Source organism: Constantimarinum furrinae (genome assembly GCF_014295415.1).
GTDB classification, from domain to species: Bacteria; Bacteroidota; Bacteroidia; order Flavobacteriales; family Flavobacteriaceae; genus Constantimarinum; species Constantimarinum furrinae.
On the sequence record NZ_CP052909.1, the window covers coordinates 690782 to 706716 of the forward strand.

General features: G+C 41.2%; 16 protein-coding genes. 8 read left to right on the forward strand and 8 right to left on the reverse strand.

Annotation, left to right across the window (positions count from 1 at the left end; translation table 11 throughout):
* The first annotated feature begins 6 nt into the window (after positions 1-6).
* Complete coding sequence (locus ALE3EI_RS03250) at positions 7-522, forward strand: DUF350 domain-containing protein (protein ID WP_186990795.1); 516 nt, start codon at positions 7-9, stop codon at positions 520-522.
* 132 nt (positions 523-654) lie between these two features.
* On the opposite strand, the gene tyrS is transcribed toward ALE3EI_RS03250, so the two are convergent.
* Positions 655-1953 (reverse strand): tyrosine--tRNA ligase, encoded by a 1299-nt coding sequence (tyrS, locus tag ALE3EI_RS03255; RefSeq protein WP_186990797.1) that lies wholly within the window; start codon positions 1951-1953, stop codon positions 655-657.
* Positions 1954-2032: 79 nt separating this feature from the next.
* On the opposite strand from tyrS, the gene ALE3EI_RS03260 reads away from it, so the two are divergent.
* A complete protein-coding gene (locus ALE3EI_RS03260) occupies positions 2033-3040 on the forward strand; it encodes an NAD-dependent epimerase/dehydratase family protein (protein ID WP_186990799.1) in 1008 nt (335 codons plus the stop codon).
* Here the strand turns inward: ALE3EI_RS03260 and ALE3EI_RS03265 are convergent.
* The 3 genes from ALE3EI_RS03265 to ALE3EI_RS03275 are packed head-to-tail and all read right to left on the reverse strand — an operon-like array spanning position 3022 to position 5548.
* Complete coding sequence (locus ALE3EI_RS03265) at positions 3022-3471, reverse strand: DUF4296 domain-containing protein (RefSeq protein ID WP_186990801.1); 450 nt, start codon at positions 3469-3471, stop codon at positions 3022-3024. The two genes, ALE3EI_RS03260 and ALE3EI_RS03265, sit on opposite strands and share 19 nt — an antisense overlap.
* Entirely contained in the window at positions 3468-4808 is a 1341-nt protein-coding gene (locus ALE3EI_RS03270; protein ID WP_186990803.1) for a dihydroorotase, read from the reverse strand. The genes ALE3EI_RS03265 and ALE3EI_RS03270 overlap by 4 nt, the downstream gene beginning before the upstream one ends.
* The gene (locus tag ALE3EI_RS03275; RefSeq protein WP_186990804.1) at positions 4808-5548 is read right to left on the reverse strand and encodes a polyprenol monophosphomannose synthase; all 741 of its coding nucleotides are present in this window, start codon (positions 5546-5548) and stop codon (positions 4808-4810) included. The genes ALE3EI_RS03270 and ALE3EI_RS03275 overlap by 1 nt, the downstream gene beginning before the upstream one ends.
* Before the next feature lie 115 nt (positions 5549-5663).
* On the opposite strand from ALE3EI_RS03275, the gene ALE3EI_RS03280 reads away from it, so the two are divergent.
* On the forward strand, positions 5664-6317 hold the full coding sequence (locus tag ALE3EI_RS03280; RefSeq protein ID WP_186990806.1) for a DUF4271 domain-containing protein: 654 nt from the start codon (positions 5664-5666) through the stop codon (positions 6315-6317).
* A gap of 27 nt (positions 6318-6344) precedes the next feature.
* On the forward strand, positions 6345-7091 hold the full coding sequence (locus ALE3EI_RS03285; RefSeq protein WP_186990808.1) for a uroporphyrinogen-III synthase: 747 nt from the start codon (positions 6345-6347) through the stop codon (positions 7089-7091).
* 66 nt (positions 7092-7157) lie between these two features.
* Here ALE3EI_RS03285 and pckA read toward each other — a convergent pair whose 3' ends face one another.
* Both pckA and ALE3EI_RS03295 read right to left on the reverse strand, forming a co-directional pair.
* Positions 7158-8759, reverse strand: coding sequence for a phosphoenolpyruvate carboxykinase (ATP) (gene pckA, locus ALE3EI_RS03290; protein ID WP_186990810.1), 1602 nt, complete (start codon positions 8757-8759; stop codon positions 7158-7160).
* Positions 8760-8836: 77 nt separating this feature from the next.
* The gene (locus ALE3EI_RS03295; RefSeq protein WP_186990812.1) at positions 8837-9229 is read right to left on the reverse strand and encodes a DUF423 domain-containing protein; all 393 of its coding nucleotides are present in this window, start codon (positions 9227-9229) and stop codon (positions 8837-8839) included.
* Between the two features lie 70 nt (positions 9230-9299).
* Between ALE3EI_RS03295 and ALE3EI_RS03300 the strand changes: the two genes are divergently transcribed.
* The gene (locus ALE3EI_RS03300; RefSeq protein WP_186990814.1) at positions 9300-10670 is read left to right on the forward strand and encodes a saccharopine dehydrogenase family protein; all 1371 of its coding nucleotides are present in this window, start codon (positions 9300-9302) and stop codon (positions 10668-10670) included.
* 10 nt (positions 10671-10680) lie between these two features.
* Here the strand turns inward: ALE3EI_RS03300 and ALE3EI_RS03305 are convergent, their stop codons facing one another.
* Positions 10681-11367, reverse strand: coding sequence for a zinc metallopeptidase (locus ALE3EI_RS03305; RefSeq protein ID WP_186990816.1), 687 nt, complete (start codon positions 11365-11367; stop codon positions 10681-10683).
* Between the two features lie 58 nt (positions 11368-11425).
* Positions 11426-14251: a leucine--tRNA ligase gene (leuS, locus tag ALE3EI_RS03310; protein ID WP_186990818.1), complete on the reverse strand. Its 2826-nt coding sequence runs from the start codon at positions 14249-14251 to the stop codon at positions 11426-11428.
* Between the two features lie 152 nt (positions 14252-14403).
* On the opposite strand from leuS, the gene ALE3EI_RS03315 reads away from it, so the two are divergent.
* From ALE3EI_RS03315 to ALE3EI_RS03325, 3 genes are read left to right on the forward strand one after another with little or no spacing between them, the layout of a single operon-like run.
* On the forward strand, positions 14404-15282 hold the full coding sequence (locus ALE3EI_RS03315) for a cell division protein FtsX (protein WP_186990820.1): 879 nt from the start codon (positions 14404-14406) through the stop codon (positions 15280-15282).
* An 11-nt stretch (positions 15283-15293) separates the two neighbouring features.
* Positions 15294-15671: a hypothetical protein gene (locus tag ALE3EI_RS03320; RefSeq protein ID WP_186990822.1), complete on the forward strand. Its 378-nt coding sequence runs from the start codon at positions 15294-15296 to the stop codon at positions 15669-15671.
* A gap of 2 nt (positions 15672-15673) precedes the next feature.
* Positions 15674-15934, forward strand: a complete 261-nt coding sequence (locus ALE3EI_RS03325; RefSeq protein ID WP_186990824.1) for a DUF3098 domain-containing protein — start codon at positions 15674-15676, stop codon at positions 15932-15934.
* The last annotated feature ends 1 nt before the right edge of the window (position 15935 follow it).

Genomic DNA, 15935 nt, shown 5'->3' on the forward strand with positions numbered 1-15935 from the left:
ACCCTTATGAATACGCAACTTTTCACCCTCGCCATTATAGAAGTCATTTTTTCGGTGATTATTACCGTTGTAATTATTTATGTCTCTTATGCTATCTTAAAACGGCTTTTCTTCAGAAAAACTGAAGTTACCGGTAATAATCTTGCCTTTACCATCTTTGCTTCCGGAATTATACTTTCAATAGGGATCATTTTAAGCGAAATACTTCCCTCCATCACGAATGTTATTCGGCTTTCTGTAACACAAAGCGAAACCATAGACACTGCGACTATCATACAGTATTCAGGACTTTATCTGTTTATAGGATTCTTGATGGCAGTCTTTATCAATGCCATGGTATTTATCCTTTTTTCTATGCTTACCAGGGGTGTAAATGAGTTTAAGGAGATACAACAGAACAATCTGGCGGTATCTATTCTGGTAGTGGTAATTCTCATAAGTATAACGCTTATTGCAAAGGAAAGTATAGCGCTGTTAATCAGTTCTTTAATACCCTATCCCGAAGTAACAAATTATATATAGCTTATTGTAAGTTTTTGTAGAGAATTCCGACTTACTTAATGTAAGATTCGAACGATTTTCGTTCAATTTTTCATAATTGGTTGGTTAGTTAATTCCGGAAACCCCACGCCACTAGGTGTGGGGATTTCTGGTTTATACCAACTTTATAATGAAGTAGTTCTTTTTTCCTCGTTGAAGCAATACAAAGGTGTTATTAATAAGGTCTTCGGAAGTGATCGCGTATCCGTCACTAACTTTTTCCTTATTCACCGAAATGGAATTCTCCTTCAACGCCCGGATCGCCTCTCCATTCGATTTTAAGAAGCCTGTTTTTTCGGCTAAAGCGGAAATAATATCAAGACCATTGTTTACTTCAGATCTGGCTATTTCTGCTTGCGGAACACCTTCAAAAACATCCAAAAAGGTTTGTTCATTAAGGTTTTTCAATGCTTCGGAAGTCGATTTTCCGAAGAGAATTTCTGAAGCTTTGACAGCATTTTCGTATTCCGATTCATTGTGAACTGTCGTGGTTACCTCCTGTGCCAGCCTTTTCTGAAGCGTTCGTAAATGAGGTGCTTTTTGGTGTTCTACCACCAAACCTTTTATAGTTTCTTCATCTAAAAAGGTGAAGATCTTTATGTATTTTTCGGCATCTTCATCACTCGTGTTGAGCCAGTATTGATAGAATTTATACGGTGAAGTGCGTTTGGCATCCAACCAGATATTGCCGCCTTCACTCTTTCCGAATTTACTTCCGTCACTTTTAGTGATCAACGGACAGGTAAGCGCATAACCTTTTCCTCCTCCAATACGACGAATAAGTTCGGTTCCGGTGGTGATATTACCCCACTGGTCGCTTCCTCCCATTTGTAATGTACAATTGTGATGCTTATACAAATGAAGGAAATCGTATCCCTGTACCAACTGATAGGTAAACTCTGTAAACGACATACCTTCGGTGTCTTCCCCTTGAATCCTGTTCTTTACCGAATCCTTCGCCATCATGTAATTTACGGTTATATGCTTCCCTACGTCACGAATAAAATCCAGAAAGGAAAATTCTTTCATCCAATCGTAGTTGTTCACCATCACCGCCTTATTTTCGGCACCCGAACTGAAATCTAAAAACTGTGACAACTGTCTGCGAACACATTCCTGATTGTGTCGTAGCGTAGGTTCGTCCAGTAAATTTCTTTCGCTGGATTTCCCTGAAGGATCCCCTATCATTCCCGTAGCACCTCCAACCAATGCCACAGGCCTATGACCGCAACGCTGATAAAACGCCAGCAGCATGATAGGCACCAGATTTCCAATATGAAGCGAATCGGCAGTAGGATCGAAGCCCACATAAGCAGACCTCATCGCTGCCATAAGGTGTTCTTCGGTTTCGGGCATGACGTCGTGGATCATTCCGCGCCAAGTGAGTTCTTCTACAAAATTTTTAAGTTTCAAGCTTCCGGATTTATAAGATTTGGGGCAAAGATAGGCGGATGTGTGAAAAGATAAAAGATTAAAAGCCTATTTTCGCGATATGATTTTAGTCACAGGAGGCACCGGTCTGGTAGGTTCGCATTTGTTGTACTTTCTTCTGAAAGACGGTAATGCGGTTCGAGCAGTACATCGAAGTTCGAGCGATCTTCAGTTGGTAAAAAAAGTGTTTTCCTATTATTCCGAAGAGCCTGAAACCTTATTCAAGCAAATTGAGTGGATTGAAGCCGATATAACCGATATTCCCGCACTTTTAGATGCATTTCATGGCGTCACACATGTGTATCATGCTGCAGCTTATATCAGTTTTAATCCGAAGCACTATTACAAACTAAAAAAAGCCAATATTGAAGGTACCGCCAATATTGTAAATCTGTGTTTGGCGAATCAGATTCAAAAACTGTGTTATGTGAGTTCGGTGGCAACATTAGGTAAATCGTTGAACAACCAGTTGATCGATGAAGAAACAGCCTGGAATCCCGAAGAGAAAAACAGTGTGTATGCCATCACCAAATACGGAGCTGAAATGGAGGTTTGGCGGGGGACGCAAGAAGGTTTGGATGCAGTGATCGTAAACCCCGGAGTCATTCTGGGCTCGGGCGATTGGAATTCGGGAAGTGGCATCATAATTAAACTGGGGGCACGAGGAATTCCCTTTTACACCGGTGGGGGGATTGGACTTGTAGATGTGCAGGATGTGGTGCGTGCGATGATAGATCTCATGATTTCAGGAATAACAAACGAAAAATTTGTACTGGTTGGTCACAATGTCACCTATAAGGACCTTTTAACATCCCTTTCGAGGAAACTAAGTGCAAAACCTCCTAAAAAAAAGCTTCCAAGATTTATTCTGAACATTTTCGCCTCGGTAGATTGGTTTTTTTCAAAACTCTTGGGTACAAAAAGAAAATTATTGAAGGCTACGGTAAAGTCCTTGTATAAAAATTCTTTTTACGACAGTTCGAAAATTAAGGAGCGGCTAAATTTTAGCTTTACACCTTTGGAAGAAACTTTAAACAGAGTTGTTGAAAATTACCGTAAAGAATCCTGATCGATCTCAGATTCTACAGGGTCTGTTAACTGAGGAGAAGGAGGCAGTGAATCGACTTCTTCCTCTTTAAATTCGGTCACTCTTTTATCGGTAAGGCTGTCTGCTTTTTCCTTTAAGATTTCCAACCGTTGTTGCACTTGTTGAAAGATGCTGCTGTACGTGTTAAGGTTTGAAGTATACCATGCATTGCTTCTGGCAAACTGAAGGCTGTCTATGTTGTACTTTTTATAAATAGCCGAATCGAGTTTTATTCCCTGTTCTCTTATAGCGCGATTATTTACACTTCTTGCAGCATTTGCGATGTAAACATCGGTGAGAATATTTACCATTTCATCCTTGGAGATAAGATTGTCCGGCTTTTCGGGACGATCTACATCCTGACAGCTCCAAAACGCCACACAAGCAAGCAGAAATAGTGCTATTTTATTCATCGGTTAAAAGTTAAGCGCTCCCCCTTACTGCGGTTCGGGAATTTACCGTTTTCATAGGCAAGGACACCGTTTACAATGGTATGAGTCACTCGGTTTTTAAAGGTAATTCCTTCAAAGGGCGACCATCCGCATTTATAGGCAATATTTTCTTTTTTCACGGTCCACGGCGCCTTGGGGTCGATTAGTACCAGATCTGCCTTATATCCGTGTTTTATATAACCTCTGTCCTTGATCTGAAACAGTATGGCCGGATTATGAGCTGTTTTTTCGACGATCTTTTCCAGAGAAATTTTTCCTTGATCGTGCATTTCCATTAGTGCTTCCAGCGCATGTTGCACCAAGGGACCTCCCGAAGGGGCCTTTGTGTAGCTATTTTCCTTTTCTTCCAGCGTATGAGGCGCATGGTCTGTAGCGATCACATCTATTCTACCGTCATTTAGGGCTTTCCAAAGGCCGTCGCGATCTTTTTTCGACTTCACTGCAGGATTCCATTTAATCTTGGTGCCTCTGGTTTTGTAGTCCTCGTCGGTGAACCATAGATGATGTATACATACTTCGGAAGTAATTTTTTTCTCAGAAAGCGGTTTTTTATTATCGAAAAGATGTGTTTCCTTTTCGGTAGACAGATGAAAAACATGCAAACGTGCGCCCGTTTTCTTAGCTAGTTCTATGGCTTTTGAAGAAGACAGGTAGCAGGCTTCCTCGCTACGAATTACGGGATGAAGTTCGATAGGGATGTCCTCGCCGTATTGAGCGAGATACGTTTCCATATTCTTTTTAATGGTGGCTTCATCTTCACAATGTGCCGAAATTAGAAGTTTGGTTTTACTGAAAATATTTTCCAGTGTTTTGGGATTGTCAACAAGCATATTTCCTGTTGACGAACCAAGAAATAATTTAAGTCCGGCAACCTTGGTTTCATCCACTTTTAGAATTTCCTCCAGATTGTCGTTCGTTCCTCCAAACATGAAGGAATAATTTGCCCAGGCCGTTTTTTCAGCAATTGAAAATTTTTCTTCCAAAAGCGCAATCGTGGTAGCTTGAGGAACTGTGTTGGGCATTTCTATAAACGAAGTGATCCCTCCGGATACTGCGGCTTTAGATTCTGTTTCTATGGTCGCCTTATGGGTAAGCCCCGGTTCTCTGAAATGCACCTGATCATCGATCATTCCGGGCAACAAATACTGGCCATCTGCATCGATCACTTTAGTATCGGATGATTTTACACTTATACTGGTCGAGATCTCGGCGATTCGATCGCCTTCCACAAGCACATCACCTTGCCGGATCTCCCCCTCATTAACAATATTTGCGTTCTTAATTAGTATGGTCTTCATTAAATCTCGTTAAAATCTTTGCTGCCAAAAAGGCTCTTGAATTTCATTTTAATCACTCCAAAAATAGCTTCGGAAATTATCCCCGAGCTCATTTTCGATTCCCCCCTGGTTCGATCGGTAAAAACCACCGGCACTTCGGTTATTCTGAATTTTGCCAGATAGGCTTTAAATTTCATCTCGATCTGAAACGCATAACCCACAAACTGTATTTTGTCTAGGTTTATTTTCTGAAGCACTGTTTTCTTATAACAAACAAAGCCTGCTGTCGTATCGTAAATATCCATTCCTGTTATAAAACGAACGTACTTAGAAGCCAGCCACGACATCATCACTCTGCTCATAGGCCAGTTCACAACATTTACACCTTTTACATACCTCGATCCAATCGCAACATCAAAATTCTCTCTCTGACAGGCATTATAGAGACGGATGAGGTCATTTGGGTTGTGAGAAAAATCGGCATCCATTTCAAAAATATAATCGTAATCACATTGCAAGGCCCATTTAAAACCGGCAATATAGGCAGTTCCCAAGCCTTGTTTACCTTCTCGTCTTAAAATGGACAGTCGCTTTGGATATTCTTTAATGAGTGACGTAACGGCTTCGGCTGTACCATCGGGGGAGTTATCATCTACCACCAGTATATCGAATTCCCTTTGCAACGAAAACACATTGCGAATAAGGCGTTCAATATTCTCAATTTCATTGTACGTAGGTATTACTACCAAACCGTTGGGCATAGTCCGCTTTTTGGGCAAATGTACCTCTTTTTGTCTAAATAATATGTTAGGAAAAATGTAATTGCCCTGCTTTTTCTCAATTATAAATTCACGTACCTTTACCTTAAATATTCTTGTGGATTACGCCGACCGACATCTCGAAAATATCGACTGGATCACGCTTTTGTTATTCGGTTGCCTTGCATTGTTTGCCCTGGCAAAATATCTTTATCCGAAACGGTTTCAGGAGTTTATTATGCTTCCGCTTACCAACAAGTATTTCTTGATCCAGGGAAGAAACAATGAAATTAATCATCCCTTTAATATTTTATTGTTTGCGTCACAGGTTATATCTATTTCCCTTTTTATTTATCTGGCCTTTACAGTCTATAATCCCGATCTGGTACAGCAAAATTCATGGTTATATGTCCAAATCTGTACGTTTTATAGTGTATTTGTACTCGTAAAGTTTTGTATTGAAAAGATCGTAGCACATGTATTTTCTATTGAAACCCTCATAAACAGCTATTTGTACCAAAAACTTAGTTGTCGCAACCTGCTGTCGATGTTTTTTTTTATTGCCAACCTTGTTTTATTTTACGTAACGACTCCTTCTGAGGTATATATAGTAACGCTTTTCGTCCTATTGTTGCTTCTAAACGGCATCGCACTGTTTTACAGCTATAAAACCAATGGAAATTCAATTTTAAAGAACTTCTTTTATTTTATTTTGTATCTTTGCGCACTTGAAATTTCACCTTATATCATTTTATACAAACTGATGGTGTAGTATTAAGAATAAAAAAAGGAGCTGCTTATGAAAGTGAAAACTATTTTGGTTTCCCAACCTGAGCCGAAAGTTGAAAATTCACCTTATTTCGATCTTGTAGAAAGACAAAAGGTAAAAATTGATTTTAGGCCATTTATACATGTGGAAGGTGTTTCGGGTAAAGATGTCCGATCCCAAAAAGTTGATCTCACAAAATATACAGCAATTATTCTAACCAGCAGAAATGCGGTGGACCATTTTTTCAGAATTGCAGAAGAATTGCGATTTAAGGTTCCCGATACTATGAAATATTTCTGCCAGAGTGAAGCGGTAGCGTTTTATCTTCAAAAGTATGTGGTATACAGAAAACGAAAGATCTACGTAGGTAAAAGAACTTTTACCGAGCTTTCTCCCCTCATTAAGAAATACAAGAACGAAAAGTTCTTGTTGCCTTCATCAGATAAATTAAAGCCGGAATGCCCGCTGGTATTGAACGATCTTGGCGTAGACTGGAAGCAGGCTACTTTTTACAAGACCGTAGTTAGCGATCTGTCTGATCTGCGGGACGTATACTACGATATACTGGTATTCTTTAGCCCAAGTGGAATCGAATCGTTATTGCACAATTTCCCCGATTTTGAGCAAAACGATACCCGAATCGCAGTCTTTGGGAACACCACGGTAAAAGCTGCGACAGAAAGTGGATTACGAGTGGACATACAGGCCCCAACCCCCGAAACTCCATCTATGACCATGGCCCTTGAAAAGTATATCAAGGAAATGAATAAGAAATAAACATCCAACTATATAAAATAAAAAAAGGCTCCAAAATGGAGCCTTTTTTTATTTGATCTATCCGGTTTAACCAGCGATTGGTGCTCCGGAAAGAATTTCATCATTTGCAAATTCCTCGAATTTCGCAAAGTTCTCTCTAAAGGAATTTGCCAATTCTTTAGCTTGGATGTCGTAAGCTTTCTTGTTTTTCCAGGTCTCCTTCGGATTTAACACTTCTGAAGGCACATTTGGACATGACTGGGGCACCATGAGTCCGAATATAGGGTGCTGCTCATAGGCAACATCATCGAGCTGATGATTGAGTGCTGCAGTGATCATCGCACGAGTATATTTCAGTTTCATTCGACTACCCACACCATAAGGACCTCCCGTCCATCCGGTATTAACCAACCAAACATTCACGCCAGCCTGTTTCATCTTGGCACTTAACATTTCGGCATATTTTGTAGGATGCAACGGCATAAACGGAGCACCAAAACAGGCCGAGAAGTTTGGTAAGGGTTCATTTACTCCTTCTTCGGTTCCGGCAACTTTTGCTGTATAACCACTTATAAAGTGATATGCCGCCTGCCCCGGAGTCAATTTTGAAATTGGAGGCAGCACCCCGAAGGCATCTGCCGTTAGGAAGAAAATATTCTTAGGATTTTCACCAATAGAAGGCACCTGAATATTATCGATATGATCTATAGGGTAACTTACCCTGGTATTTTGTGTAATGGAAGTATCTGAATAATCAACTACCCCATTTTCATCCATGATGACATTTTCAAGAATGGCTCCCGGCTTGATCGCATGATAAATATCCGGCTCATTCTCTTCTGAAAGGTTGATCACTTTTGCATAACAACCGCCTTCAAAATTAAAGATGGTATTTTCGGAGGTCCAGCCGTGTTCGTCATCGCCAATGAGTCTGCGGTCCGGATCTGCCGAAAGCGTCGTTTTACCGGTACCTGACAATCCGAAGAATATCGCTGTTTCACCATCATCACCAATATTGGCAGAACAATGCATTGGCATAGTATTCTTGTCTACCGGGAGAATAAAGTTTAGCGCTGAAAATATTCCTTTCTTGATCTCTCCTGTATATCCTGTTCCGCCAATTAAGGCGATCTTTCTTGTAAAATTGAGAATGGCGAAATTGTGCTGTCTCGTACCGTCCACTTCAGGATCTGCCTCGAAGCCCGGGGCGTTAATGATAAGCCATTCGGGGTCGAAGTTTTCCAGCTCGGCTTCAGTAGGTCTTAAAAACATATTGTAGGCAAACATATTGGACCAGGGGTACTCGTTTACCACACGAATGTTTAATTTATATTTTTCGTCGGCACAGGCATAGCTGTCTCTTACGTATACTTCTTTTTCAGAAAGATAATCGGTCACCTTATTATAAAGGGCGTCGAACATATCTGTTGGAAAAGGAATATTGATATTCCCCCACCATACTTTATCCCGTGTCACATCGTCTTTTACAATAAACCTGTCTTTGGGAGATCTTCCGGTAAATTCCCCGGTATTTACTGCCAGTGCACCGCTGCTGGCTTCTGTCCCTTGTTCATTCTGAAGTGTTCTGTTGTGAAGTTCTTGTGAGGATAATTGATAATTAACTTTTGCATTCTTAATTCCGTATTGCTCTAACGAAATTGCTTTAGCAGTTTGGTTTTTACCGACCATAACTTGATTTAATTGTTGTGGGATACAAAAATAACAAATCTGTCACAGATAGCGTAACTAAAAAAAAACATTTCTAATTACTTTAACGTAAATGCTCCATACGCCAACCTACACCAGCCCAAAATAAAGAAAATTCCACCAATTGGGGTCACGGGACCCAACACTGAAGTATCAAAATCGAGTAAATCATTAATAGATAGAAGATAAATTGACCCGGAAAAGAAGACGATTCCAAAGACAAAAAACCAAAATACCCATTTGCGGGTAATGGTAGAAAGAGCGTTGGCAAAACCAAGGACAAGAAGGGCGAGAACATGAAACATTTGGTAGCGTACTCCGGTTTCGAAACTCAAAATCGCATCGGAGTCAACCAGTTGTTTCAATCCGTGGGCACCAAAGGCTCCGATAGCGATGGTTAACGCACCCAAAATCGCTGCTGTAACTACTATTTTTTTATCGTATTTTCCCATAAGTTCCCACTACATTTTATTACTTTCGTCCTGTTAAAATCAACCTTACAAAGGTACTTAAAAACTGCAGATGAGAAATGTTTTAATTATTGGCGCCGGACGTTCCGCCACGAGCTTAATCCGTTATTTACTCGACAAATCGGATGCTGAAGAGCTTTTTATAACAATTGGTGATCTCTCCATCACCAACGCTCAGAAGTTTACCGATGGTCATCCAAATGGCCGCGGAATCTTACTCGATGTTTTTAACGAACCTCAACGCAGAGATGCCATAAAGAACAGCGATCTGGTAATTTCGATGCTGCCTGCACGATTTCATCTTGAAGTGGCCAAGGATTGTATCGAATTCGGAATACATATGGTAACTGCTTCTTATGTGAGTGACCAGATGCAGCTCCTGGATGTGAAAGCAAAGTCTAAAGGATTGGTTTTTATGAACGAGATCGGTCTCGATCCGGGAATCGATCATATGAGTGCGATGCAGGTTATTGATCGCATACGCGCAAAAGGCGGAAAAATGTTGTTGTTCGAATCTTTTACAGGAGGCCTTATAGCTCCCGAGAGTGATGATAACCTTTGGCATTATAAATTTACCTGGAATCCACGGAATGTGGTTACTGCCGGTCAGGGTGGTGCGGCCGAATTTATTCAGGAAGGTACCTATAAGTATATACCCTATCACAGACTCTTCCGAAGAACAGAATTTCTGGATGTGGAAGGTCACGGGCAATTTGAAGCCTATGCCAACAGAAACTCCCTGAAATACCGAAGTATTTACGGATTAAAGGATATTTTAACTCTATATCGGGGAACCATACGTCGCGTTGGTTTCAGCAAGGCATGGAATATGTTCGTGCAATTGGGGATGACCGATGACGGTTATACCATTCCCAATTCAGAAAACCTGTCGTACCGTGATTTTGTAAATTTATTTCTTCCCTACTCTCCAACAGATTCGGTAGAACTGAAATTACGTCACAGTTTAAAGATCGATCAGGATGACCTCATGTGGGGGAAATTGGTAGAACTGGATATATTTAATTCAGAAAAAAAATTAGGAATAAAAGATGCAACTCCCGCCAAAGCGCTGCAAAAAATACTTGAAGATAAGTGGACACTGGCGCCACACGACAAAGATATGATCGTCATGTATCATAAATTCGGTTACGAAATAGACGGGAAGAAATACCAGATCGACAGCAATATGGTGATCAAAGGTGACGACCAGACTCACACAGCCATGGCGAAAACTGTTGGGATTCCCGTTGCCATTGCAGCCATAAAGATCTTAAACGAAGAGATTACCACTCCCGGCGTGCAGATCCCCATAAAAAAAGAAGTCTACGAGCCCATTTTAAAAGAGCTCGAAGACTATGGAATTGTTTTTAATGAAAATGATGTTCCTTATTTAGGATATAATCCCAATAACGTTTCCGGTTAACCACGAACTCTTATCGCCTTCCTAAAAAGATACTGATAAAGTAAAGTAAGGTTGCTAGTGAACCAAGTGCAGCCACCACATAGGTGCGTGCTGCCCATTTTAAAGCATCCTTCGCAGCCGCATGTTCGGGCTGAGTGACCATATTGGCACTTTCCAGCCATGCTAATGCCCGTTTACTCGCATCGTATTCTACAGGTAATGTAATAAAGCTGAATAAGGTACCGATCCCAAACATGATAATCCCAACAAGCAATAAGGTAGGGCCCACATAATTTAGCGCCATTAACGCGAAACCTGCAAAGATCACCCATTGAGATAATTTAGACGCGACATTCACCGCAGGAACTAGGGTACTTCTCATTTGCAACCAGTTATAGGCTGTAGCGTGTTGTACGGCATGTCCGCATTCGTGCGCGGCAACGGCCGCGGCAGCCGCGTTGCGCTGCATGTACACTCCTTCACTTAGGTTTACCGTCTTTTTCGCGGGATTGTAATGATCTGTTAGCATTCCGGGTACCGAAATGACCTGTACATCACGAATGCCGTTATCTGCGAGCATCTTTTCGGCGATCTCCTTTCCACTCATTCCGTTTTGAAGGTGTAGCTTGGAGTATTTTTTAAATTTGCTTTTCAACCGGTTGCTCACATACATGCTTACTATAAAGATGGCACCGGCAATTATATAATATCCTATCATTGTGTGTTCAATTTAAAGTATAAAAGTACTCATTGAAATGCAAAAAGTATGCTAAAATTTAGCCAACAATATTCACGATCTTTCCGGGTACCACGATCACCTTTTTAGGCGTGCGACCTTCGAGATAATGGGCTGTTTTCTCATGTGTCATTACGGCAGCCTCAATGTCAGCCTTACTCATATCTAGTGGCAGTTCTAGGGTAAAACGCATCTTTCCGTTAAACGAAATGGGATATTCCTTGCTGCTTTCCACAAGGAAGTTTGCATCAAACTTTGGGAATGGTGCGATCGAAATACTTGTGGTATGCCCCAATTTACTCCATAGCTCTTCTGCTATATGGGGGGCATAGGGAGAGATAAGAACGATAAGGGGTTCCAGGACTGCTCTGGAATTACATTGTAATGCCGAAAGTTCATTTACTGCGATCATAAAGGTAGAAACCGAAGTATTAAAACTGAAATTCTCAACATCCTCTTCTACTTTTTTTATCGTCTTATGCAATGTTTTCATACTGTCTTTATCTGCTTCTCCTTCTGAAACAAAAAACGACTCGTTCTCACCACTGTGGTACAGCTTCCACAATTTTTTCAGGAAACTGTGCACTCCGGTGATCCCGGCGGTGCTCCACGGTTTTGCCTGTTCCAACGGACCTAAGAACATTTCGTACATTCGCAAGGTATCGGCTCCGTAACGGTCGCAGATATCGTCGGGATTTACAACGTTGTACTTCGATTTAGACATCTTTTCAACGTCGCGGGAAACCTTGAAGGAACCGTCGGCTTCCGTTATATACTCTGCATCCTTAAATTCTGGGCGCCATTTTTTAAAGGCCTCGATGTCCAATTCGTTGTGCGTGTTTACAAATGAAACATCTGCGTGAAGTAACTGTGAATTATCCTTATCTGCCTTGCTGGCGCTTACGAGTGTATTTTCATTCTCTCTCCTATGTACAAAGGCACTCTCCCCTAGGATCATCCCCTGATTGATTAATTTTTTAAAGGGTTCCTGAACCGGTAAAACTCCCTTATCGAATAGGAATTTCACCCAGAACCGGCTGTATAACAAATGCCCTGTGGCATGCTCGCTACCACCCACATACAGATCGACGTTTTTCCAGTAGTTCATCGCCTCCTTAGAAGCCAGTTCAGCGTCATTATGGGGATCCATATAACGGAACATATAACAACTGCTTCCTGCCCAACCCGGCATGGTATTGAGCTCTAAAGGGAATACGGTTTTATGATCGATATTACTGTTAGCAACTACTGTATTTGTTGTGGTATTCCACGCCCATTTGGTTGCTCTTCCCAAGGGTGGCTCACCGTCTTCGGTAGGCAGGTATTTTTCTACTTCAGGAAGGGTTAACGGCAAGTGTTCCACAGCGATCATTTGAGGTAGTCCGTTTTTGTAATATACGGGAAAAGGCTCGCCCCAATACCGCTGCCGTGAAAACACAGCATCACGAAGCCGATAATTGATCTTTCCTTCACCCACTTTTATGGCTTCTAATTTTTCAATAGCCTTCTTAGTCGCTTCAGCATAATTGAGACCGTTCAGAAAGTCGGAATTTGTTATCACAGTCTTTTCCTTGTCCGAAAAAGCTTCTTCAGAAACGTCCACGCCTTCAAATATATTCGGGATTGGAATTCCGAAGTGCTTCGCAAAATCGTAATCCCGCTGATCCCCACAGGGAACACTCATCACTGCGCCGGTTCCGTAACCGGCCAACACATAGTCTCCTATCCATACCGGTATCTCTTCCCCACTAAACGGATGAATAGCATAGGCACCGGTAAAAACGCCGGTAATAGACTTTACATCGGCCATACGCTCGCGTTCACTACGCTTAGAAGTGGCCTCTATGTACGCCTTCACTTCTTCTTTTTGCGCTTCTGAAGTAATCTTCGAAACCAATTCATGTTCCGGAGCCAATACCATAAAACTCACCCCAAAAATGGTATCAGGACGGGTGGTAAAGACATCAATATCAACCTTGTGATCCTTTACCTTAAACCGCACCGAAGCACCTTTGGAACGTCCTATCCAATTGGTTTGAGAATCCTTTAGCGGTTGTGGCCAGTCTATGGTATTTAAGCCGTCGAGCAATCGTTGCGCATAAGCGGTAATGCGCATACTCCATTGCTTCATTTTTTTACGGATCACCGGGTATCCACCGCGTTCGGAAACGCCATTTACGATCTCATCGTTTGCCAGTACGGTTCCCAGTTCGGGACACCAGTTCACTTCGGTTTCGGCAAGGTAAGTGAGACGGTATTTTAATAATATTTTCTGTTGCTCTTCGGAAGACATGGCGTTCCACATATCGGCCGTAAAGGATGGGACATCGTCATCACAGGCTGCATTGACAACTGTATTTCCTTCCGAAGCAAATATGGAAACCAGCTCCTCAATATTTTTTGCTTTTTCGGTATTCTTATCGTACCAACTATCAAACAGCTGAATAAAGATCCACTGTGTCCATTTGTAATACTGCGGATCTGAAGTGCGCACTTCTCGGCTCCAATCGAAGGAAAACCCAATGCGATCCATTTGCTTTCTGTAGCGTGCAATGTTCTCTTCGGTGGTTTTCCGGGGGTGCTGCCCTGTTTGTATGGCGTACTGCTCTGCAGGCAAACCAAAAGAATCGTATCCCTGCGGATGCAGTACATTAAATCCTTTATGACGTTTATACCGCGCATAAATATCACTGGCGATGTAACCCAGAGGATGACCCACATGCAGCCCCGCGCCTGATGGGTAGGGAAACATATCCAGAACGTAGTATTTGGGTTTATCGCTAGAATTTGTAGCGTGAAACGTCTTATTTTCTGCCCAGAAATTCTGCCATTTCTGCTCTATATCGTTAAAATGATAATTGCTCATTTGTGTTTTTTCAGGAAAAGGCAAATTTACGCCTATTGTACGAAACACAAAACTTTGTGCGTTGTTATGTATTAGGTATAAAAATCATTGTATTTTTACACAACCATTGCTTCAAAAAAGATGTTTTTGAAGCCAATAAACAAGTTTTCTCTATGGCCTCATCTTTTGAAAAGTACCAAAAACGCAGGTTGATCTCTTCGTATTTTTCGGTAGTCATTAGTATTTCTCTGGTATTATTTCTTTTGGGGCTACTCGGACTTTTAGTGCTGAACACCAAAAAGGTTGCCGATCACTTTAAAGAACAGATCGCTCTTACCGTATATTTAAAGGATACTGCCAAAGAAGTAGAGATCACACAATTACAACAAAGTCTTGCGTTGGCAGAATACACTAAATCAGCTCAATTTATCTCAAAGGAACAGGCTGCCGAAGAGCACAGCGCAACCATTGGTGAGAATTTTATGGATTTTCTGGGCTATAATCCGCTACAGAACAGTATCGATGTTCATTTGCTTGCCGATTACGTATCGCCCTCCAAACTGGAAGAGATTACGGTTGAAATTATGACCAAGGATTTTGTGGATGAAGTGATCTACGACAAGCCCCTTATCGCTTTACTCAACGATAATGTAAAAAAAATAAGCTTGTGGATCCTCATAATTAGCGCGTTGTTCACTTTTATCGCAGTGCTGCTCATTAACAGCTCCATCCGACTTTCGGTATATGCCAGAAGGTTTACCATTAAAACTATGCAAATGGTAGGCGCAACCAAACAATTTATACGACGTCCTTTTATATGGAAGAGTGTACGACTGGGGATGTTAGGAGCTGTACTCGCAATGATCGGGATGGGATTGGTCTTATATTATTTAAACAAAAGTTTTCCAGAATTGCAATTGCTCAATGACCAATTATTATTGGTTTTGTTATTCGCGTTTATCTTTTTTATGGGGCTATTTATCACCTGGATCAGTACATTTTTTGCAACGCAGCGCTTTTTAAACCTGCGAACCGATGAATTGTATTATTAAAAATTAGACAGATGAAAAGATACCGACTTTTATTTCCGGGCTTAATTGTATTATTACTTTCTGTTTTTATACTGAAAAGCTGTGTGATAAAAGATCCAAAGCCGGAAGACTGTTTGGTAAAAGAGATCACAGTAAGCGACATTTATGAAGGAACTTCTTACGATATTGTTTTAAAAGACAATGGTACGGATGCTTATTACATAAATCGCGGACTCGAAAACGGACTCACTATTGAAGGGCTTAAGGCCACAGTATTAAATAAAAAAGTTACCTTGCACCTACCCAAATTTCCGATAGGAACCTCGGAACACATTGCACAATTAGCCATTGGGAATGACCTTATTTATACCGAATTCAATACGTCTGAAACAGCCTTGATAAAAAAATAGTCATGGGAGAGAAGAAAAGAAAAGAAGCAGCTAAACAAACAGAATTCATCTTCGAGAGAAAGAACTATAAATTTATGCTCATCGGGATTGCCTTTATCACCTTAGGGTTTATTATAATGGCCGGAGGGGGTAGTGACGATCCAAATGTATTCAATCCCGAGATCTACAGCTGGAGACGCATTAGGCTAGCCCCTGCACTCATCCTTATTGGGTTTGGGTTTGAAGTGTATGCCATTCTTCTTAAACCGTCCAAGAAAGAATAAT

Bases quoted from the DNA above. Each gene is read 5' to 3' on its own strand.
- ALE3EI_RS03250 (WP_186990795.1), top strand. From the start codon at position 7: ATGAATACGCAACTTTTCACCCTCGCCATTATAGAAGTCATTTTTTCG.
- ALE3EI_RS03260 (WP_186990799.1), top strand. From the start codon at position 2,033: ATGATTTTAGTCACAGGAGGCACCGGTCTGGTAGGTTCGCATTTGTTG.
- ALE3EI_RS03265 (WP_186990801.1), bottom strand. From the start codon at position 3,471: ATGAATAAAATAGCACTATTTCTGCTTGCTTGTGTGGCGTTTTGGAGC.
- ALE3EI_RS03270 (WP_186990803.1), bottom strand. From the start codon at position 4,808: ATGAAGACCATACTAATTAAGAACGCAAATATTGTTAATGAGGGGGAG.
- ALE3EI_RS03275 (WP_186990804.1), bottom strand. From the start codon at position 5,548: ATGCCCAACGGTTTGGTAGTAATACCTACGTACAATGAAATTGAGAAT.
- ALE3EI_RS03285 (WP_186990808.1), top strand. From the start codon at position 6,345: ATGAAAGTGAAAACTATTTTGGTTTCCCAACCTGAGCCGAAAGTTGAA.
- pckA (WP_186990810.1), bottom strand. From the start codon at position 8,759: ATGGTCGGTAAAAACCAAACTGCTAAAGCAATTTCGTTAGAGCAATAC.
- ALE3EI_RS03295 (WP_186990812.1), bottom strand. From the start codon at position 9,229: ATGGGAAAATACGATAAAAAAATAGTAGTTACAGCAGCGATTTTGGGT.
- ALE3EI_RS03300 (WP_186990814.1), top strand. From the start codon at position 9,300: ATGAGAAATGTTTTAATTATTGGCGCCGGACGTTCCGCCACGAGCTTA.
- ALE3EI_RS03305 (WP_186990816.1), bottom strand. From the start codon at position 11,367: ATGATAGGATATTATATAATTGCCGGTGCCATCTTTATAGTAAGCATG.
- leuS (WP_186990818.1), bottom strand. From the start codon at position 14,251: ATGAGCAATTATCATTTTAACGATATAGAGCAGAAATGGCAGAATTTC.
- ALE3EI_RS03315 (WP_186990820.1), top strand. From the start codon at position 14,404: ATGGCCTCATCTTTTGAAAAGTACCAAAAACGCAGGTTGATCTCTTCG.
- ALE3EI_RS03320 (WP_186990822.1), top strand. From the start codon at position 15,294: ATGAAAAGATACCGACTTTTATTTCCGGGCTTAATTGTATTATTACTT.
- ALE3EI_RS03325 (WP_186990824.1), top strand. From the start codon at position 15,674: ATGGGAGAGAAGAAAAGAAAAGAAGCAGCTAAACAAACAGAATTCATC.